This window comes from Streptomyces bicolor (assembly GCF_000719285.1).
Classification (GTDB): Bacteria; Actinomycetota; Actinomycetes; order Streptomycetales; family Streptomycetaceae; genus Streptomyces; species Streptomyces bicolor.
Genome location: NZ_JOFS01000009.1, coordinates 377,425 through 396,549, shown reverse-complemented (window position 1 = coordinate 396,549; position 19,125 = coordinate 377,425). Strand labels below are relative to the sequence as shown.

Genomic DNA, 19,125 nt, shown 5'->3' with positions numbered 1-19,125 from the left:
GCCGTACGGAGCACCGCTGACGGCTTAATCGGTTGAGGTAACGCGGGTGGAGTGTTCGACGATAGGGGCCAAGGGCAACCAATAGCCCTGCCGTCGACTCCGAGAGAAGCAGCGTGCTCATACGACTTCTGCGGACCTACCTCAGGCCCTACCGAAAACCCATCGCCTGGCTGGTGCTGCTGCAGTTCCTGCAGACCTGCGCCACCCTCTACCTGCCCACGCTGAACGCGGACATCATCGACACGGGCGTCGTCAACGGCGACACCGGCTACATCCTCACCTACGGCGCCCTGATGATCGGCATCTCGCTGGTACAGGTCGTGTGCAACATCGGTGCCGTGTACTACGGCGCCCGGACCGCCGCGGCGCTCGGGCGGGACGTGCGGGCGGCCGTGTTCGACCGGGTGCAGTCGTTCTCGGCGCGTGAGGTCGGGCACTTCGGCGCGCCGTCTCTGATCACCCGTACGACCAATGACGTCCAGCAGGTGCAGATGCTGGCGCTGATGACGTTCACGCTGATGGTGTCGGCGCCGATCATGTGCGTGGGCGGCATCGTGCTGGCCCTCGGCCTCGACGTGCCCCTGTCCGCGGTGCTGGTCGCGGTGGTGCCCGTGCTCGGTATCAGCGTGACCTTGATCGTGCGGCGGCTGCGGCCGCTGTTCCGGACGATGCAGGAGCGCCTCGACACGGTGAACCGGGTGCTGCGCGAGCAGATCACCGGCAACCGGGTGATCCGCGCCTTCGTGCGCGACGAGTACGAGCAGCAGCGCTTCAGGAAGGCGAACGTCGAGCTCACCGACATGGCGATGGGCACCGGCAATCTGCTCGCGCTGATGTTCCCGATCGTCATGACGGTGGTGAACCTGTCGTCCATCGCGGTGGTCTGGTTCGGGGCCCACCGGATCGACAGCGGCGGGATGCAGATCGGTGACCTGACCGCGTTCCTCGCCTATCTGATGCAGATCGTGATGTCCGTGATGATGGCCACCTTCATGTTCATGATGGTGCCGCGCGCGGAGGTGTGCGCCGAGCGCATCCAGGAGGTCCTGGACACGTCGTCGAGCGTGGTCCCGCCGACCGCGCCGGTGCGGGAGCTGCGCCGGCACGGTCACCTGGAGATCCGGGGCGCCGGATTCCGCTACCCGGGTGCCGAGGAGCCGGTGCTGAAGGCGATCGACCTGGTGGCCAGGCCCGGTGAGGTGACCGCCGTGATCGGCTCGACGGGCAGCGGCAAGTCGACGCTGCTGGGGCTGGTCCCCCGCCTCTTCGACGCGACCGACGGGCAGGTGCTCGTGGACGGGGAGGACGTCGCGGCCATCGACCCCCAGCTGCTGGCCAGGACGGTCGGCCTCGTGCCGCAGAAGCCGTACCTGTTCGCGGGGACGGTGGCGACGAACCTGCGCTACGGCAACCCGGACGCGACGGACGAGGAACTGTGGCACGCGCTGGAGGTGGCGCAGGCCAAGGAGTTCGTGGAGCGGCTGGAGGGTGGGATCGACGCCCCCATCGCCCAGGGCGGCACGAATGTGTCGGGCGGTCAGCGGCAGCGCCTCGCCATCGCGCGGACGCTCGTGCAGCGCCCGGAGATCTATCTCTTCGACGACTCCTTCTCCGCCCTCGACTACGCGACGGACGCGGCGCTGCGTGCGGCACTGGGCCGGGAGACCGCCGAGGCGACCGTCGTCATCGTCGCCCAGCGGGTGGCGACCATCCGGGACGCCGACCGGATCGTCGTGCTCGACGAGGGGCGGGTCGTCGGCGCGGGCCGGCACCACGAGCTGATGGCGGACAACGAGACGTACCGGGAGATCGTGCTCTCCCAGCTGACGGAAGCGGAGGCTGCCTGATGGCCGGGCCGATGGGGCGGATGATGGCCGGGACCGGTCCGGATCACCGCTCGCTGGACTTCAAGGTGTCGGGCAGGCGGCTCGTCGCGCAGTTCAAGCCCGAGCGGCTGACCATCTACGCGCTGCTGTTCTGCGTGGTCGTGAGCGTGGGTCTGTCGGTCGCCGGGCCGAAGATCCTCGGTGAGGCCACCGACCTGGTCTTCGCCGGTATCGTCGGGCGGCAGTTCGAGTCCGGGATGACCAAGGAGCAGGTTCTCGCGGCGATGCGGGAGCGCGGCGACAGCGAGATCGCCGACATGCTCCGCAGCACGGACTTCACGCCGGGGCAGGGCATCGACTTCGGCGCGGTGGGGAACGTACTGCTCTTCGCGCTCGTCGTGTTCGTCGTCGCCGGGCTGCTGATGGCGGTGGCGACGCGGCTGGTGAACCGGGCCGTCAACCGGACCATGTACCGGATGCGCGAGGACGTCCAGGTGAAGCTGTCGCGGCTGCCGCTGTCGTACTTCGACAGGAGCCGGCGCGGTGAGGTGCTGTCCCGGGCGACCAACGACATCGACAACATCGGGCAGACGCTCCAGCAGTCGATGGGCCAGCTCATCAACTCGGTCCTCACCATCATCGGCGTGCTGGCGATGATGTTCTGGGTGTCGTGGCTGCTGGCGCTGGTCGCGCTGGTGACCGTACCGCTGTCCTTCTTCGTCGCCACGCGCGTGGGCAAGCGGTCGCAGCCGCACTTCGTGCAGCAGTGGCGGTCCACGGGCAAGCTCAACGCGCATGTCGAGGAGATGTACACCGGGCACACCCTGGTGAAGGTGTTCGGGCGGCAGGAGGAGTCGGCGAAGCAGTTCGCCGAGCAGAACGACGCCCTGTACGAGGCGGGCTTCAAGGCGCAGTTCAACAGCGGTGTGATGCAGCCGCTGATGCTGTTCGTGTCGAACATCAACTACGTCCTGGTCGCGGTGGTCGGCGGTCTGCGGGTCGCGTCGGGGTCCTTGTCCATCGGTGACGTGCAGGCCTTCATCCAGTACTCGCGGCAGTTCTCGATGCCGTTGACGCAGGTCGCGTCGATGGCGAACCTCGTGCAGTCGGGTGTCGCCTCGGCCGAGCGGATCTTCGAGCTGCTGGACGCGGAGGAGCAGGATGCGGATCCGGTGCCGGGAGTGCGGCCGGAGGAGCTTCGGGGCCGGGTGGCGCTGGAGCAGGTCTCCTTCCGGTACGACCCCGAGAAGCCGCTGATCGAGGACCTTTCGCTGACGGTGGAGCCCGGGCACACGGTCGCGATCGTCGGGCCGACGGGCGCGGGCAAGACGACGCTGGTGAACCTGCTGATGCGGTTCTACGACGTGTCGTCCGGGCGGATCACCCTCGACGGGGTCGACATCTCCCGTATGTCCCGGGACGAACTGCGGGCCGGGATCGGAATGGTGCTGCAGGACACGTGGCTGTTCGGCGGCACGATCGCCGAGAACATCGCGTACGGGGCGGCTCGGGAGGTCACGCGGGGCGAGATCGAGGAGGCGGCGCGGGCGGCTCACGCGGACCGGTTCATCCGTACGCTGCCCGAGGGGTACGACACGGTGATCGACGACGAGGGCAGCGGGGTCAGCGCGGGCGAGAAGCAGCTGATCACGATCGCGCGGGCTTTCCTGTCCGATCCGGTGATCCTGGTGCTGGACGAGGCGACGAGTTCCGTGGACACGCGGACCGAGGTGCTGATCCAGAAGGCCATGGCGAAGTTGGCACACGGGCGTACGTCGTTCGTCATCGCACACCGGTTGTCGACCATCCGGGACGCGGACACGATCCTGGTGATGGAGAACGGCTCGATCGTGGAACAGGGCGCGCACGGGGAGTTGTTGGCGGCCGACGGGGCCTATGCGCGGTTGTACAAGGCGCAGTTCGCGCAGGCGGTGGCGGAGGTGGACTGACGGCTGCGGGACCGTTGTGGCTGGTCGCGCCCCCACCGGCCCGCAGACGGCGTCAGTCCAGGTAACCCCTCAGCTGATCCGCAAATGCATGGTCCCGCAGCTTGTTCAGGGTCTTCGACTCGATCTGCCTGATGCGCTCCCGCGTCACCCCGAAGATGCGGCCTATCTCCTCCAGCGTGCGCGGGCGGCCGTCCGCCAGGCCGTACCGGAGTTGGACCACCTTGCGTTCGCGTTCGCCGAGGGTGGAGAGGACCGCCTCCAGGTGCTCCCTGAGAAGCAGGAACGCCGCCGATTCCACCGGCGATGTCGCGTCGCCGTCCTCGATCAGGTCGCCCAGCGCCACGTCGTCCTCCTCGCCCACCGGCGCATGCAGCGACACCGGTTCCTGGGCCAGGCGCAGGACCTCGCTGACCCGCTCGGGCGGCAGGTCGAGGTGGGCCGCGACCTCTTCCGGCGTCGGTTCGTAGCCGCGTTCCTGCAGCATGCGGCGCTGGACGCGGACCACCCGGTTGATCAACTCGACGACGTGGACCGGCACTCGGATGGTGCGCGCCTGGTCGGCGAGGGCGCGGGACATGGCCTGGCGGATCCACCAGGTGGCGTACGTCGAGAACTTGTAGCCGCGGGCGTAGTCGAACTTCTCGACGGCCCGGATCAGGCCGAGGTTCCCCTCCTGGACGAGGTCGAGCATGGTCAGCCCACGGCCGACGTACCTCTTCGCCACGGAGACCACCAGCCGCAGGTTCGCCTCGATCAGGCGCCGTTTGGCCATCCGGCCCATGACGACCAGTCGGTCCAGGTCGAGGGCGAGCCGGGTCTCCAGGTCGGGCGTGCTGCCCAGTTTCTCCTCGGCGAACAGGCCGGCCTCGACGCGGCGGGCGAGTTCGACCTCCTCGGCCGCGGTGAGGAGGGGGATGCGGCCGATCTCCCGCAGGTACTGGCGGAAGAGGTCCGAGGAGGGGCCGCTGGTGTCGGCGCGGCTCCGGGCCGGCAGCGGCGCTTCGACCGGCTCGGCGGTTTCGGCGGCGTCGGCGTCCAGCGCCTCGGCGGGCGGTTCCGCCGGCTCGGGCGGGGCCTCCGGCTCCGCCTCGGGGTGGTGCACGACACGGTTCTGCGGCGGCACCGCGACCAGAACGTCGGCGTCCGGCTCCGTGCCGTCCGTACTGCTGTCGGTCTGTGCGAGGGTCTGGGTCTGCACGGGGGCGACCTCCAGGATGATCGCTGCCGAGGCATACGGCAGCGCTGCTTCGAGGGCGGAGTCGGCGGCCTCGCCGCTGTCCGTCCCGTACGCGATGAGCGGAACCGCGGGGGTGTGGGACCCGCGAGGGACGGGTCGGCCGCGCTCCGAGGACTCAGGCACCGGAACCCAGTGTGGAGTACGACACATCGCCGCCACGAGGGGCGTGCGGTGACTTTTTGCGTCCGGTCCGTGACCGCGCGGTTACCCAGCCGTACGCAAATCCCCGCGTATCTCTCAGAGCGCCGCCGCGCCGCGCTCCCGCAATGCCTGGTCGTACTGCTGCAACACCCACAGCTCGTTCTGTACGGCGGCGAGTTGGGCCGGGTCGCCGCCCGCGCCGAGGCGGGTCAACTGGCTCTGGATGTCGCGGATGCGGCGTTCCACCGCGCGGCGGCGGACGGTGACCAGTTGGTCGCCCGCGTAGTTCTCGTCGACGGTCCTGCGCATGATCGCCTCGACCGCCAGCTCCGTGACCATCGCGCGCACCTGGTCGTCGGGGGCCGCCTCACGGACCCGGACCACGTACTCCTGCGGGTCCTGGACGCCGTACTCGGCGCCGCCCGCGTCCAGGATGGCCTGGCGTACGGCGGCGTAGGGCGCGGCGGTGAACTCGTCGACGCCGTACGCGTCGAACGCCGGGGAGACCAACTCGGGGCGCTGGAGGGCGAGTTTCAGCAGCTCGCGTTCCGTGGCGTAGACGGGGTTGCGCAGGGTCAGGGCCGGGCCCGACGGCCGGGACACCGGGGCGGCGTCGTACTGCTGCTGCGGGCCTCGGTTCGTCGGTGCCCCGCCCCTGCCGCCCCGGTCCCGCGCCCAACGCGCCAGCTGTGCCACCCGCTTGACGACGAACTGGGTGTCGAGGATGCCGAGCATGCCCGCGAGCTGGACGGCCACCTCGTGCTGGGCGCCGCTGTTCTTGATGCGGGCGACGATGGGCGCCGCCTCGTCCAGCGCCGCCGCGCGGCCCGCCGGGGTGTCGAGGTCGTAGCGGACGACGATCTGGCGCAGTGCGAACTCGAAGAGCGGGGTGCGCGGTTCGACCAGGTCGGCGACCGCCTCGTCGCCCTTCGCCAGGCGCAGTTCGCAGGGGTCCATGCCGTCCGGCGCGATCGCGATGTACGTCTCGGCGGCGAACTTCTGGTCGTCCTCGAAGGCGCGCAGGGCCGCCTTCTGGCCCGCCGCGTCGCCGTCGAAGGTGAAGATCACGCGGGCCGAGCCGTTGTCCATCAGCAGTCGGCGGAGGATCTTGATGTGGTCGCCGCCGAAGGCCGTGCCGCAGGTCGCGATGGCCGTGGTGACCCCGGCGAGGTGGCAGGCCATGACGTCCGTGTAGCCCTCGACGACGACCGCGCGGGATGCCTTGGCGATGTCCTTCTTGGCGAGGTCGATGCCGTAGAGGACCTGGGACTTCTTGTAGATCGCCGTGTCGGGGGTGTTGAGGTACTTCGGGCCGTTGTCCGCCTCGTACAGCTTGCGGGCGCCGAAGCCGACCACGTCACCGCCGATGTCGCGGATCGGCCACATCAGCCGGCCCCGGAAGCGGTCGATGGGCCCCCGGCGGCCCTCCTGCGACAGCCCGGACAGGAGCAGTTCCTTGTCGGAGAAGCCCTTTCCGCGCAGGAAGCGGGTGAGGTGGTCCCAGCCCTGGGGGCTGTAGCCGACGCCGAAGTGCACGGCGGCGGCCTGGTCGAAGCCGCGCTCGGCGAGGAAGATGCGGCCGGTGTCGGCCTCGGGGCTGGTCGCGAGCTGCTCGGCGTACCACTCGGCGGCGATCTTGTGGGCCTCGACCAGGCGGATGCGTTCGCCGCGCTGGTGGGAGGGGTTGTAGCCGCCCTCCTCGTAGCGCAGGGTGATGCCGGCCTGCGCGGCGAGCCGCTCGACCGCCTCGGAGAAGGAGAGGTGGTCGACCTTCATCACGAACGTGATGGTGTCGCCGCCCTCCTGGCAGCCGAAGCAGTGGAAGAGCCCCTTGCTCGGGCTGACCTGGAACGACGGCGACTTCTCGTCGTGGAACGGGCAGAGCCCCTTGAGGTTGCCCCCGCCCGCGCCCCGCAGCTGGAGGTACTCGGACACCACGGCGTCGATCGGGACCGCGTCCCGTACCGCTTTCACGTCCTCGTCGTTGATCCGTCCTGCCACGCGTGAATTCTACGGGGCCGAACTGACACTCCTGTCGGCTACGAGGCGAGGCCGTCCAGCGGAACATGCGGGTCCGCCAGCGCCTCGGTGTTCACCTGTGCCCTCGAACGAATCAGCTGCTGGATCGGCTCTGTGACGTCCCACACGTTCACGTTCATCCCGGCCAGCACCCGGTTCTCCTTCACCCAGAACGCGATGAACTCACGCTTCCCGGCATCCCCCCGGATCACCACCTCGTCGTACGTCCCCGGCGGCGCCCACCCGCTGTACTCCATGCCCAGGTCGTACTGGTCGGAGAAGAAATAGGGCACGCGGTCGTAGAGGACGTCGCGGCCCAGCATCGCCCGCGCCGCCGCCGGACCGCCGTTGAGCGCGTTGGCCCAGTGCTCCACCCGCACCCGGGTGTCGAAGAGCGCGTGCGGGAAGGAGGCCACGTCGCCGGCCGCGTAGATGTCGGGGTCGGAGGTGCGCAGCCGTTCGTCCACCACGACACCGCCGCCGTACATGCGGTCGGCGATCTCCAGCCCGGCCCCCTCCGCGAGGGCGGTCCGGGGCGCCGCGCCGATCGCCGCCAGGACGTCGTGCGCCGGGTGCTCCTCGCCGTCGTCCGTCCGGGCCGCCAGCACCATGCCGTCCTGGCCGACGATCTCCGTCAGCTGCCGGCCGAAGTGGAAACGCACCCCGTGCTCGCGGTGCAGCTCGGCGAAGAGTGCCCCGAGCTCGGGGCCGAGGACGCCGTGCAGCGGGGTCGGGTTGTGCTCGACGACGGTGACCTCCGCGCCGTACTCGCGCGCCGCCGCCGCGACCTCCAGGCCGATCCAGCCGGCGCCGGCGATCACGATGTGCCCGTTGTCACGGCCGAGCGAGGTCAGGACGCCCTTGAGGCGATCGGCGTGCGCGAGGCGGCGCAGATGGTGGACGCCGGCCAGGTCCGTGCCGGGGATGTCCAGGCGGCGCGGCTCGGCGCCGGTGGCCAGCAGGAGCTTGTCGTAGTGGACGACCGTGCCGTCCTCGCCGAACCGCACCGACTTCGCCTCGCGGTCGATGGCGTCGACGGTCTGGCCCAGGTGGAGCTCGATGTCGTTGCGCGCGTACCAGGCGGGCTCGTGCACGAAGACGCTGTCGCGCTCCTCCTTGCCGAGGAGGTAACCCTTGGAGAGGGGCGGCCGCTCGTACGGGTGGTCGCGCTCGTCGCAGATCAGTATCACCCGCCCGCTGAAGCCCTCCGAACGCAGCGTCTCGGCCGCCTTCGCGCCGGCGAGTCCGCCGCCGACGATGACGAATGTCTGATCCGCGTCGACCACTTGATGCCTCCTCGTAAGGGTGCCGCCACATGCGAGCGTCCCGCACGCAGCGTGATGCGGGAAGAGGGGGTGACCCGATCAGGCCACGCAGGGTCACTTTCGAGTGCCCGTTCGCCTCCGGTGTCCCACCCGTCGCGCGCGGGTGACGGCGGCCGCGCTCAGGCCCGGCGTGTGAGCCGCGCGTGCAGCGAGCGCGCCGAGGCGTCCGTCAGGGACGCGATCTGGTCGACGATGACGCGCTTGCGGGCGCGGTCGTCGGCGGCCGCGTCGAACAGGGCCCGGAACTGTGGGTCGAGCCCGTCGGGTGCGCGGGCGGTGAGCGCCTCGGCCAGTTCGGCGACCACGATCCGCTGGTCGGCGCGCAGCCGCTCCTGTTCGGCGCGCTGCATGACGTACCGGTCGGCGACCGCCTTGAGGACCGCGCACTCCAGCCGGGTCTCGTGCGGTACGACGAGTTCGGCGCCGTAGCGGGTGAGCCGGTCGTCACCGTACGCCGCGCGCGTGGCGCTCTCCGCGGCCAGGCAGAAGCGGCCGATGAGCTGGCTGGTGGCGTCCTTGAGGCGGGCCTGGGCGACGGCGGAACCGTCATAGCCGTGCGGCCACCACTCCTCGTCCTGGAGCCGGTCGAGGGCGGCGGCCAGCTCGGCCGGGTCGGTGTCCTCGGGGACGTACCGTCCGATGGCCACCGCGAAGACCGCCCGGCGTTCCGGCTCGGCGTGCAGGCAGTTGGGGTCGATGTGGCCGGCGTGCAGGCCGTCCTCGACGTCGTGCACGGAGTACGCCACGTCGTCGGACCAGTCCATGACCTGGGCCTCGAAGGTGGTGCGGGCGCCGGGGGCGTCCTTGCGGACCCAGTCGAAGACGGGGCGGTCGTCCTCGTAGACGCCGAACTTCGGGGACGTCGGGTCGGTGGGGTGGGCGCCGCGGGGCCAGGGGTACTTCGTGGCGGCGTCGAGGGTGGCTCGGGTGAGGTTGAGGCCCACGGAGCCCTCGGGGGTGAACCGTTTGGGTTCGATGCGGGTGAGGAGCCTCAGGGACTGGGCGTTGCCCTCGAAACCGCCGCAGTCCTCGGCGAATTCGTTGAGGGCGACTTCGCCGTTGTGGCCGAACGGGGGGTGGCCGAGGTCGTGGGAGAGGCAGGCGGCTTCCACGAGGTCGGGGTCACAGCCGAGGGCCGCGCCCAGCTCCCGGCCCACCTGGGCGCACTCCAGGGAGTGGGTCAGGCGGGTGCGGGGGCTGGGGTCCCAGGCGTTGCTGTGGGTGCCCGGTGTGACGACCTGGGTCTTGCCGGCGAGCCTTCTGAGTGCGGCGGAGTGCAGTACGCGGGCGCGGTCGCGTTGGAAGGCCGTGCGGCCCGGTCGTTTGTCGGGTTCGGGGGCCCAGCGTTCGACTGCCGACTCGTCGTAGTACATGCACCGACAGTAAGGGCAGGCAGTGACAAACGGAGGGCTGTGTTGCGCCTGGTCGTCCGCCGGGTTCTGTGACACGGCCGAGCCGCTAGGACCAGAACTCGTCGTAGACCGCCGGGTCGGTCGTCGCCACCCAGCCCTCGGTGATCCGGCCGTCGTCGATGTGGAGGACGAGGGCGTAGTCCAGGTCGAGCGTTCTGCCCTCGCGTGAGGCCGTCACGTGGAGGAGAGCGACCGTGTGGTCGTCGTTGGCGAGGACGTCGTGGAGCGCCGGGCGGTAGGTGCCGCCCGTCAGCTGGAACTCGCGGCCGAACAGGGCGAAGGTCTCGTCCCGCCCCCGGTGGTCGCCCGCCAGGAGATTCCTGCCTCCGATGTGCCACACCACGTCGGGATGGAAGACCTCCGCCAACGCGTCCATGTCGCCCGTCGAGAAGGCGGTCATGGCGCGCTGGAAGACGGCGATGTTCGGATGGTCGGTCATCGGTGCCTCCCTCGGCCTCCTGACGAACGTAAGGCCGGCGGCGGACCGGGACTCGCCGTCGTTACTCCGTCCGGTGGGGAGCCGGGAGCGGCGCGCGACCGCTAGGCCGATGCCAGTTCGGGGGTCGTGGTGGCCGGGGCCGCCAGGGTGCGGTCGTAGCGGTGGAGGAGCAGCTTCGCCATCGCCGGGTGGGTGCCGAGGGGATCCGACGCGATCCACGGGGCCGCCTCCGCGCACTCCGTGGCGAAGCGGCCGGGGGCCGTGAAGTACGACGCCACCGCGACCCTTGTGCGGCCCCGGGCGGCCAGCGAGCGAACGGCGTCCGGGACCGTCGGGGCCGCCGTCGTCGCGTACGCCGGGATCACCGGGACGCCCAGGCGGCCCGCGAGGAGCTGGGCCGTGCGGGAGGTGTCCAGTTTCGACTCGGGGTCGCGGGAGCCCGCCGCCGCCAGGACCACCGCGCTCCTGCGGCGGGTCGGCTCGTCCATGCGGGTACGCCAGCCGGCCTCCACCAGGCGGGTGTACAGGGCCTCCACCAGCAGGGGGTGCGGGCCGAGTGCGCCGGCCACGCGTGCGCGTACCCGCGACTCGGCGGCCATCTCGGGGATGTCCCGCTTGATGTGGTAGCCGCGGCTGAGCAGGAGCGGGACGAGGATCGCCTCGCGGTCGCCGAGGGAGGCGAGGGTGTCGGGGAGCAGGGGCTCGTTCAGCTCGATGTGGCCGAGGTGGACCGGCAGGGCGGGGCGCAGCTCGCGGACCTTGTCGAGGAGCGCGCGTACGGTGCTGAGGGCACGCGGGTCACGGCTGCCATGGGCCACGACGACGAGCGCATGGGGGTACCGCCCAGGCCGTTCAGGCACTGGGGGAGGTTCGGGGCGCCGGCTGCCGTCGAGCGAGACGAGGCTGAGCTGGCTGGCGAGCTGGCTGCTGATCCGGTTCATGATGTGCGCCGTACTGTCGAGGTGGGCCCCCTGGCCGGGGAGGTTCGTGGACTCGTCGTGAAGCGGGTTCGACGCCGTCATGAACCGATGGTGGCCGCGGCACGTTGCCGCCCCGTTTCGCAGGAATGACGGGTTCTTACGCCGGGTTCACGATGGGACCCCAAGGTTTGTGAGGCGGCTTGACCTGCGGTTTCGACTGTCGGAGTGAAGCTGGTCACGTCCAGTGCGGTGAACCGCGGGGGCCGACAGAACGTCCCTGACTGTCGAGAACGGGCCGTGTGCCGACCGGGGAGGGACCATCCGAATGCGCCGACCGAAGCTGCGCCGACCAAGACTTCCACGCACCCGCACCGGGCAGCGACGGCTGGTGCAGGCCGTGATGGCCGGGTGCGTGCTGGCGCTGCTTCCGGCCACCTGGATGTACGTCGTGACCGGTGACCGGCTGCGCACCACGGCCGACGTGCCGCGCACCGACGTCGCCGTCGTCTTCGGTGCCGGACTGTGGGCCGGCGAGCCCTCCCCGTACCTCGCCCACCGGCTCGACGCGGCGGCCGAGCTGTACCGGGCGGGGCGGATCAAGGTCGTCCTCGTCACGGGTGACAACAGCCGCAAGGACTACGACGAGCCCGACGCCATGCGCACGTACCTGACGCGGCACGGAGTGCCGGACTCCCGCATCGTCAGCGACTACGCCGGCTTCGACACCTGGGACTCCTGCGTCCGCGCCAAGAAGATCTTCGGCGTCGACGAGGCGGTGCTGATCAGCCAGGGCTTCCACATCCGGCGCGCGGTCGCGCTGTGCCAGGAGGCCGGGGTGGCGTCGTACGGCGTGGGGGTCGAGGCAAAGCACGACGCCACCTGGTACTACGGCGGTACGCGGGAGATCTTCGCGGCGGGCAAGGCCGCTCTTGACGCCGTCTTCGAGCCGGACCCCCGGTTTCTCGGACCGCAGGAGCCGGGGGTGGCGAACGCGTTGCGAAGCCCCCGGACCGAGGCCCGTCCCTGAACGGGCGGGAGCGGGGCCCTCGCCCTGCTCCCGCCCTCCGTGTGCGGGTCCCGGCCTCAGCGGCCGGTGAAACGCGGCCGGCGTTTCTCCAGGAACGCGCTCATGCCCTCCGTCTGGTCGTCGGTGGCGAACAGGGCGTGAAAGACGCGGCGTTCGAAGAGGATGCCGTCGCGAAGCCCGGTTTCCAGGGCTCGGTCGACGCACTCGCGGGCCGCCGTGACCGCCGCGTGGCCGTACGAGGCGATCGTCGCCGCCGCTTCCAGGGCCTCCGGCAGGACCTGGTCGTCCGGGACGACGCGGGAGACGAGACCGCAGCTTCCAGCCTCCCGTGCGTCCATCGTGCGGCCGGTGAGGACCAGGTCCATCGCCTTCGCCCGGCCGACGAGGCGGGTCAGCCGCTGGGTGCCGCCGATGCCGGGGATCACACCGAGCTTGATCTCCGGCTGGCCGAAGACCGCCGACTCCCCCGCGATGACCAGGTCGCACATCATCGCCAGCTCACACCCGCCGCCGAGCGCATAGCCGTTGACGGCCGCGATCTTCGGGGTGCGGAGCGCTGTGAACTCCTCCCAGTTCCCGAAGTAGTCCTCGGCCGCCATCTCCGCGGCCGTCTTCCCCGCCATCTCCTTGATGTCGGCGCCTGCCGCGAAGACCCGCTCCGAGCCGGTGACGACGAAGCAGCCCACCTCAGGGTCGGCGTCCAACGGGCGCAGGGCGTCGAGGAGTTCGGCCAGGAGTCCGCTGCTGAGGGCGTTGAGCACGTGCGGGCGGTGCAGGCGTACGGTCACCACGGCGCCGTCGCGTTCGATCTTCAGGTTGTCCATGAGTGCCTCCAGGTTGCCGCGGGGTCTACGAGTCCCAGATCGCGCCGTACGCCGGAATCCCGCGCCGCTCCAGGCCGTGCACCACCTGCCAGGTGAGCTTCTTGTTGGAGATGCAGATGACGGCCTCGGCCCCGAAGTCGCGGTACGCCTCGTAGGCCAGCCGCACCATGTCGGGCTTGCCGCGCCGGGAGGTGTCCCACACGAGCGCATGCGGTTGGACGGCGAGGATCTCGTCGACCAGGGCGTCGCCGTAGGTGGCTCGGGGGTCGCGGGTCGCCCAGACCAGGCGGGCGGGGACCTCGGCGGCCAGCAGATGGGGCAGGCAGGGGCCGATGCCGCTGCCGGTGGCGACGTAGACCACCTTCTTGAACAGTGTCTCGATGTTGGCGACGCCCGCCGTGGTGATGCCCTTGACCCACACCTTCGACGGCAGGTCGTCGATGAACGCGCCCGTCCAGTCCCCGGCGCGCGAGATGGTGAGCCGGAAGCCGGACTCGCCGGGGGCCGGGACGTTGGCGAAGGAGTGCCACTCCTTCAGCGGGCTGCGGCTGACCGCCGTCGAGGAGCCCGCGAAGGGGGTCTCGCCGTGGTCGAAGCGGGCCAGGACGACATGTCGGGACGGCCGTTCGAGGCGGACGTCGACCTTGCGCAGCCGTAGCCAGGGCAGGGCGACGCTGAAGGTGACGACCGCCAGGACGGTGATCGGGACCGGCTGTGGTGTGGAGAGCAGGGTGTGCGCCCAGAACAGGGCGAGGGCGCTCCAGCCGCCGAAACGGTGGATCTTCTCGAAGTGGTCGTGGTGGCGGGAGCGGAAGGGTGGGAGGGCGGTGGCGACGATGACGGCAAGGAGGGCGACCAGAGTCCAGCTCACCACGGCTTGCGGGCCGTCGGCTCCGGTGAACGCCAGCGCCAGGAACCAGGCCGATCCGGCCAGCGCACCGCCCACGTGCAGTCCGCCGAAGTGGTACACCTTGCCCAGCGTCCAGCGGATCTTCAGCGGCCAGGTCGTCGGCGCCCGAGTGGCCAGCCGGAAGAAGAGGTTGATGACGTACTGCTGGCGTACGACGACGGCGAGCGCGAGGTTGGCGAGGGCCGCGTGGCCCATGGCCTGCGGGGAGTGGGGCCAACTCGCCCACAGGAAGGCCAGATTGGCCGTCAGGACCAGGGCCGCGAGCCGGTTGTAGTGCATCAGGCGGGGGTGCTTGAGCAGGCGGCGCGGGAGCGAGGTGGGCGGGGGCAGTTCGGTGGACTGCCGTTCCAGGGAGGTGGTCATCGGGCCACCGCCATGTGCTCCTCGACCATCCGCAGCAGCGCCTGCTTGTCGATCTTGCCGCGGTCGGTCTCGGGCAGGAATGGCAGGGGCATGACATGCTCGGGGACGCAGTAGTACGGCAGCGCGTCCGCCACCGCGCGCCGGGCCGTGTCGGGGTCGACGTCCGCCGGGCACACGAAGGAGACGAGGGTGCGGGCGTCCCGTTTCAGGGTCACCGCGCGCAGACAGCCCTCGACCCGCTCCAGCACCGAGGAGACGGAGTCGAGCTCGACCCGGAAGCCGCGCACCTTGACCTGGTCGTCGGTGCGGCCGAGGTGTTCGAGTTCGCCGGCCGGGGTCCAGCGGCCGAGGTCGCGGGTGCGGAACATACGGTGGCCGTCGCCGAGGAACGGGTCAGGCGCGTAGCGCTCGGCGTTGAGGGCGTCGTTACCCAGATAGCCGGCCGACACGCAGTCGCCGCCCGCCCACATCTCGCCCACCTCGCCGATGGGCAGGGGGCGACGGTCGGCGTCGAGGACGTAGACCGTGTTGTTGGGGGTGGGGCGGCCGATGGTGAGCAGTGGGTCGGACGGGCGATGGCGGTGCATCGTGTTGACGATGGTCGTCTCGGTCGGGCCGCAGCAGTTGTGGAACGCGGCGCGGCGCGCCCACCGGTCGGCGAGCGGGCGCGGGCAGGGCTCTCCGGCGACCGCGACCGTGTGGACGCGTGGGCAGGCCGCCGGGTCGATGCCGGACAGCACGGTCGGGGTCGCGATCAGCACGTCGGCCGTGCGGGCCGCCGCCGCGATGTCCTTGCCCCGGATGACGAGAGTGCCGCCGTGGGTGAGACAGCCGAGGATCTCCCAGGCGGCCATGTCGAAGGCGACGTTGAGGAGCTGGGCGACCCGGTCGCCGGGACGGATGCCGAGACCGCCGGGTTCGGTGAGGAGGATGTTGGCGACGTTTCGGTGGGTGACCTTCACGCCGTTGGGGCGGCCGGTCGTGCCGGAGGTGAACAGGACGTAGCAGTCGTCGTCGGGGTGGATCGGGGTGCGGGGTGTCGGGGTGCGTGGTGTCAGGGCCCGGGTTTTCGGGGCGTACGACTGCGGCTCGTCCAGCGTGATCAACAAGTGGCCGTCGGGCAGCGGCACGCGGTGGGCGTGCTCGGCGACCGTGAGGACGACGCGGGTGCGGGCGGTGCGGACGATGTGGGCGAGCTGGTTCGGGGGCACGAGGCCGATGTCCTGCGGGACGTAGGCGGCGCCTGCCTTGAGGATGCCGAGCAGGCCGACCAGCATCGGGATCGAGCGGCGTACGAAGAGACCCACGTGGTCCCCGGGGCGTACGCCCTCGCGGGCGAGCCGGGCGGCAAGGGCGTCGGCGCGGCGGTCCAGCTCGCCGTAGGTGATCCGGTCGCCCAGGTGCTCGGCGGCGACGGCGTGCGGGGCGGCCGCGGCCTGCCGTTCGACGGCACGGTGGACGAGCGGATCGGGGACGGGGACGCTGGGGCCGCGGCCGTACCGCCAGAAGAGGCGCTGGTCACGGGGGGAGAGGTGGCCCAGGGGGCCTGGAGGGCGCAGGGGCATGGTCGGGGGACCTCCTGGCTGTTTCGAATGACGGTTTGCCGTGTGCGGCCGGATGAGCGGCGGACATGCCCGGGATATCGAACGCCGTGCGGAGTCCATGCGTCGTAAGCGCTGGCGCGGTGCTGGACGTGCGCACGACTGTAGCCGTGACTCTTCAATACTCAACAAGGCGTGATCGGCCAACTACGGTACGGAATGAGACACACGAGGCGATTTTCGAAACAGCGGCAACCCACGCACCGCCCGGCGGCGACTGAGAGCGGGGCGCTGTGCGCCTCACCGCGGCCGGGCGGCGACGGGGAGGTCACCGTCCCGGCCGTGTAACAGGGCGCCGTCCCGCACGTAACACGCCCGACTCACGCTGGACGGTATGCCGAACTCCGCGACGCCCACGCACTGCCCGTACTGCGCCCTGCAGTGCGGAATGAACCTCACGCCCCAGCAGGACGGGGGTGTCGCGGTGGTCGAGCGCCCGGACTTCCCGGTGAACAAGGGGGCGCTGTGCGGCAAGGGCCGTACGGCGCCCGCGGTGCTGTCGTCGAGCGTCCGCCTGACCTCACCCTTGGTGCGGTCGGGCGGCGAGCTCGTGCCGGCCACCTGGGACGAGGCGCTGGACCGCGTCGCCGAGGGCCTGGCACGCACGCGTACGGAACATGGCCCGGACGCGTGCGGGGTCTTCGGCGGGGGCGGCCTGACGAACGAGAAGGCGTACAGCCTGGGCAAGTTCGCGCGGATCGTGCTCGGCACCTCGCAGATCGACTACAACGGCCGTTTCTGCATGTCGTCGGCGGCCGCGGCCGGGATGAAGGCGTTCGGTCTGGACCGGGGGCTGCCGTTCCCGCTGGAGGACATCCCGAAGACCGGCTGCGTGATCCTGGTCGGCTCCAACCCCGCGGAGACGATGCCGCCGTCGCTCCGCTACTTCACCGAGCTGCGCGAGAACGGCGGCACGCTGATCGTCATCGACCCGCGCCGCACCAGGACCGCCGAGCAGGCCGACCTGCACCTGGCCCCCCGCCCGGGCACCGACCTCGCGCTGGCCCTCGGCCTGCTGCACCTGGTCGTCGCCGAGGGGCGGGTGGACGAGGAGTACGTCCAGGAGCGCACGGTCGGCTGGGAGGACGCCCGGGCCGCCGCGATGGCGCACTGGCCGGAGTACGTGGAGCGGATCACGGGGGTGTCCGTTCCCCAACTGCGGGAAGCCGTACGGCTGTTCTGCGAGCCGGAGCACGCGATGGTGCTGACCGCGCGCGGGCCCGAGCAGCAGTCCAAGGGCACGGACACCGTGGGTGCGTGGATCAACCTGTGCCTGGCGACGGGGCGGGCGGGCCGGCCGCTGTCCGGGTACGGCTGCCTGACCGGGCAGGGCAACGGGCAGGGCGGGCGCGAACACGGCCAGAAGGCCGACCAGTTGCCCGGCTACCGCAAGCTGGACGACCCGGCGGCGCGGCGGCATGTGGCCGAGGTGTGGGGCGTGGACCCGGACAGCCTGCCCGGGCCGGGGCGCAGCGCCTATGAACTGCTGGACGCGCTGGGTACGGACATCAAGTCGCTGCTGCTGATGGGCTCCAACCCGGTGGTGTCGGCGCCGCGTGCCGCGCACATCGAGGAGCGGATCAAGTCCCTGGATTTCCTGGCGGTGTGCGACGTCGTAATGTCGGAGACGGCGGCGCTCGCGGACGTCGTCCTGCCGGTCACCCAGTGGGCGGAGGAGACGGGCACGACGACCAACCTGGAGGGCCGGGTCCTGCTGCGCCGCCGCGCGATCACCCCGCCCGAGGGCGTCCGCAGCGACCTGGAGGTCATGCACGAGCTCGCGGCGCGGCTGGGCGGGGAACGGGGCCTGGAGAAGGGCTTCCCGACCGACCCCGAGGAGGTCTTCGAGGAGCTGCGCCGGGCCAGCGCGGGCGGGGCGGCGGACTACTCGGGGATCACGTACCGGAGGCTGGCGGAGGAGAACGGGGTGTTCTGGCCGTGCCCGGCGGTGCCCGAAGCAGCCGACGCCGAGAGCTCCGAGGACTGTGAGGACGCCTCGCTGGATGCGACCGCAGGGGCCGACGACCCGGCGCAGGACGAGGAGGCAGCCGCCGCCTCGGTGCACCCCGGCACGCCCCGCCTCTTCCTCGACCGCTTCGCCACGCCCGACGGACGGGCGAGGTTCGTCCCCGTCTCGCACCGCGCGATCGCCGAGGAGCCCGACGACGAGTACCCGGTGCTGCTGACGACCGGCCGGGTGGTGGCGCAGTACCAGTCCGGCGCCCAGACCCGCCGCGTCGACGAGCTGAACGCCGCCGCGCCGGGCCCGTTCGTCGAGCTGCACCCCCGGCTGGCGGCGCGGCTCGGGGCAGCCGAGGGCGACCCGGTGGCCGTGGTCTCACGCCGGGGCCGGGCGGTGGCCCCCGCCCGCATCACGACCGGCATCCGCCCGGACACCGTCTTCATGCCGTTCCACTGGCCGGGCGAGGGCCGCGCCAACACCCTGACCAACCCGGCGCTGGACCCGACGTCGCGGATGCCGGAGTTCAAGGCGTGTGCGGTGCGGGTGGAGGCGGTGAGGTCGTAGCAGGAGGGGGCTGGAGCGCACCGAAGGGGCGCGGGGCTGCATTGAATAGGCGGCTCCGCCGCGCGGACGCGACCAACCACGACGACGCCGCACACGACCGACGACATGTCGCGGCACTTCCGTAGTCGCCAGGCAACAGCCCCGCGCCTAACTCCGCTCCCGCCAGTCCCCGCTCCCGATCACCCTCCCCCGCGCCCGCAGCTGTGAGGCCACCGCGGGCGCGGCCACGTACACCCAGGCCCGCACAGTTGTGCCGTCGGCGTCCCGCGTGACCTCCCGCTCGACGCGTTCGTACAGGTTGCGCAGGTCACCCGGCGCGTACTCCTCCAACCGGTCGAGCTCTACGAGCAGTTCCCCGTATGCCTCCGGCAACGCCGTGACCAACTCCCCGCGGACCACACCCCTCGCCGCTTCCACGGCATACGGGTAGCCAGGTCCGTCGTACAGCACCGCTCCCGAGAGCCGCCCCGGCTCCTCCACCCGCGTCCGCCCACGCAGGAACCGGTCATGGTTGGGCTCGCCGGGGCGCAACGTGCCGTAGACGAAGAACGGGAGTCGAGGAGAGAGGGTCACGGAAACGATTCTCTCCCCTCACACACCTCCAC

At 71.0% G+C, this 19,125-nt stretch carries 14 protein-coding genes; 4 read left to right on the top strand and 10 right to left on the bottom strand.

From position 1 onward, the window contains the following. The first annotated feature begins 113 nt into the window (after positions 1-113). Positions 114-1,847, top strand: a complete 1,734-nt coding sequence (locus tag IF78_RS0114865; protein ID WP_031477106.1) for an ABC transporter ATP-binding protein — start codon at positions 114-116, stop codon at positions 1,845-1,847. Continuing rightward, positions 1,847-3,775: an ABC transporter ATP-binding protein gene (locus IF78_RS0114860; protein WP_031477105.1), complete on the top strand. Its 1,929-nt coding sequence runs from the start codon at positions 1,847-1,849 to the stop codon at positions 3,773-3,775. Before IF78_RS0114865 ends, IF78_RS0114860 begins: the two co-directional genes overlap by 1 nt. 52 nt (positions 3,776-3,827) lie before the next feature. Here IF78_RS0114860 and IF78_RS0114855 read toward each other — a convergent pair whose 3' ends face one another. From IF78_RS0114855 to IF78_RS0114830, 6 genes are all read right to left on the bottom strand, one after another. Beyond that, positions 3,828-5,135: an RNA polymerase sigma factor gene (locus IF78_RS0114855; RefSeq protein WP_031477104.1), complete on the bottom strand. Its 1,308-nt coding sequence runs from the start codon at positions 5,133-5,135 to the stop codon at positions 3,828-3,830. A 114-nt stretch (positions 5,136-5,249) separates the two neighbouring features. Continuing rightward, entirely contained in the window at positions 5,250-7,154 is a 1,905-nt protein-coding gene (gene dnaG, locus IF78_RS0114850) for a DNA primase (protein WP_031477103.1), read from the bottom strand. A gap of 38 nt (positions 7,155-7,192) precedes the next feature. Next, positions 7,193-8,458: an NAD(P)/FAD-dependent oxidoreductase gene (locus IF78_RS0114845; protein WP_031477102.1), complete on the bottom strand. Its 1,266-nt coding sequence runs from the start codon at positions 8,456-8,458 to the stop codon at positions 7,193-7,195. Between the two features lie 158 nt (positions 8,459-8,616). Beyond that, complete coding sequence (locus tag IF78_RS0114840) at positions 8,617-9,870, bottom strand: deoxyguanosinetriphosphate triphosphohydrolase (protein ID WP_031477101.1); 1,254 nt, start codon at positions 9,868-9,870, stop codon at positions 8,617-8,619. Between the two features lie 85 nt (positions 9,871-9,955). Continuing rightward, positions 9,956-10,348: a nuclear transport factor 2 family protein gene (locus IF78_RS0114835; protein WP_031477100.1), complete on the bottom strand. Its 393-nt coding sequence runs from the start codon at positions 10,346-10,348 to the stop codon at positions 9,956-9,958. Positions 10,349-10,449: 101 nt separating this feature from the next. Further along, positions 10,450-11,370, bottom strand: a complete 921-nt coding sequence (locus tag IF78_RS0114830; protein ID WP_031477099.1) for a sirohydrochlorin chelatase — start codon at positions 11,368-11,370, stop codon at positions 10,450-10,452. 223 nt (positions 11,371-11,593) lie between these two features. Between IF78_RS0114830 and IF78_RS0114825 the strand changes: the two genes are divergently transcribed. Next, entirely contained in the window at positions 11,594-12,295 is a 702-nt protein-coding gene (locus tag IF78_RS0114825; protein WP_031477098.1) for a SanA/YdcF family protein, read from the top strand. Between the two features lie 56 nt (positions 12,296-12,351). Here IF78_RS0114825 and IF78_RS0114820 read toward each other — a convergent pair whose 3' ends face one another. Genes IF78_RS0114820 through IF78_RS0114810 form a run of 3 tightly spaced genes read right to left on the bottom strand, consistent with a single transcriptional unit; the run spans position 12,352 to position 15,957 of the window. After that, complete coding sequence (locus tag IF78_RS0114820) at positions 12,352-13,119, bottom strand: enoyl-CoA hydratase-related protein (protein WP_031477097.1); 768 nt, start codon at positions 13,117-13,119, stop codon at positions 12,352-12,354. 25 nt (positions 13,120-13,144) lie between these two features. Next, positions 13,145-14,392, bottom strand: a complete 1,248-nt coding sequence (locus tag IF78_RS0114815; RefSeq protein WP_031477096.1) for a ferredoxin reductase domain-containing protein — start codon at positions 14,390-14,392, stop codon at positions 13,145-13,147. Continuing rightward, positions 14,389-15,957 carry an amino acid adenylation domain-containing protein gene (locus tag IF78_RS0114810; protein WP_031477095.1) on the bottom strand — a complete coding sequence of 523 codons (1,569 nt, stop codon included), beginning with the start codon at positions 15,955-15,957 and terminating at the stop codon, positions 14,389-14,391. The genes IF78_RS0114815 and IF78_RS0114810 overlap by 4 nt, the downstream gene beginning before the upstream one ends. A gap of 370 nt (positions 15,958-16,327) precedes the next feature. Here IF78_RS0114810 and IF78_RS0114805 point away from each other — a divergent pair, with 370 nt between their 5' ends. Continuing rightward, entirely contained in the window at positions 16,328-18,520 is a 2,193-nt protein-coding gene (locus tag IF78_RS0114805; protein ID WP_031477094.1) for a molybdopterin oxidoreductase family protein, read from the top strand. 147 nt (positions 18,521-18,667) lie between these two features. On the opposite strand, the gene IF78_RS0114800 is transcribed toward IF78_RS0114805, so the two are convergent. Then, positions 18,668-19,093: a gamma-glutamylcyclotransferase family protein gene (locus IF78_RS0114800; RefSeq protein ID WP_031477093.1), complete on the bottom strand. Its 426-nt coding sequence runs from the start codon at positions 19,091-19,093 to the stop codon at positions 18,668-18,670. Between the last annotated feature and the right edge of the window lie 32 nt (positions 19,094-19,125).

What these genes read in the sequence shown, in the direction of transcription:
- IF78_RS0114860 (WP_031477105.1), top strand. Translation starts at nt 1,847, where the DNA reads ATGGCCGGGCCGATGGGGCGGATGATGGCCGGGACCGGTCCGGATCAC.
- IF78_RS0114825 (WP_031477098.1), top strand. Translation starts at nt 11,594, where the DNA reads ATGCGCCGACCGAAGCTGCGCCGACCAAGACTTCCACGCACCCGCACC.
- IF78_RS0114840 (WP_031477101.1), bottom strand. Translation starts at nt 9,870, where the DNA reads ATGTACTACGACGAGTCGGCAGTCGAACGCTGGGCCCCCGAACCCGAC.
- IF78_RS0114830 (WP_031477099.1), bottom strand. Translation starts at nt 11,370, where the DNA reads ATGACGGCGTCGAACCCGCTTCACGACGAGTCCACGAACCTCCCCGGC.
- IF78_RS0114815 (WP_031477096.1), bottom strand. Translation starts at nt 14,392, where the DNA reads ATGACCACCTCCCTGGAACGGCAGTCCACCGAACTGCCCCCGCCCACC.
- IF78_RS0114820 (WP_031477097.1), bottom strand. Translation starts at nt 13,119, where the DNA reads ATGGACAACCTGAAGATCGAACGCGACGGCGCCGTGGTGACCGTACGC.
- IF78_RS0114805 (WP_031477094.1), top strand. Translation starts at nt 16,328, where the DNA reads ATGCCGAACTCCGCGACGCCCACGCACTGCCCGTACTGCGCCCTGCAG.
- IF78_RS0114835 (WP_031477100.1), bottom strand. Translation starts at nt 10,348, where the DNA reads ATGACCGACCATCCGAACATCGCCGTCTTCCAGCGCGCCATGACCGCC.
- IF78_RS0114810 (WP_031477095.1), bottom strand. Translation starts at nt 15,957, where the DNA reads ATGCCCCTGCGCCCTCCAGGCCCCCTGGGCCACCTCTCCCCCCGTGAC.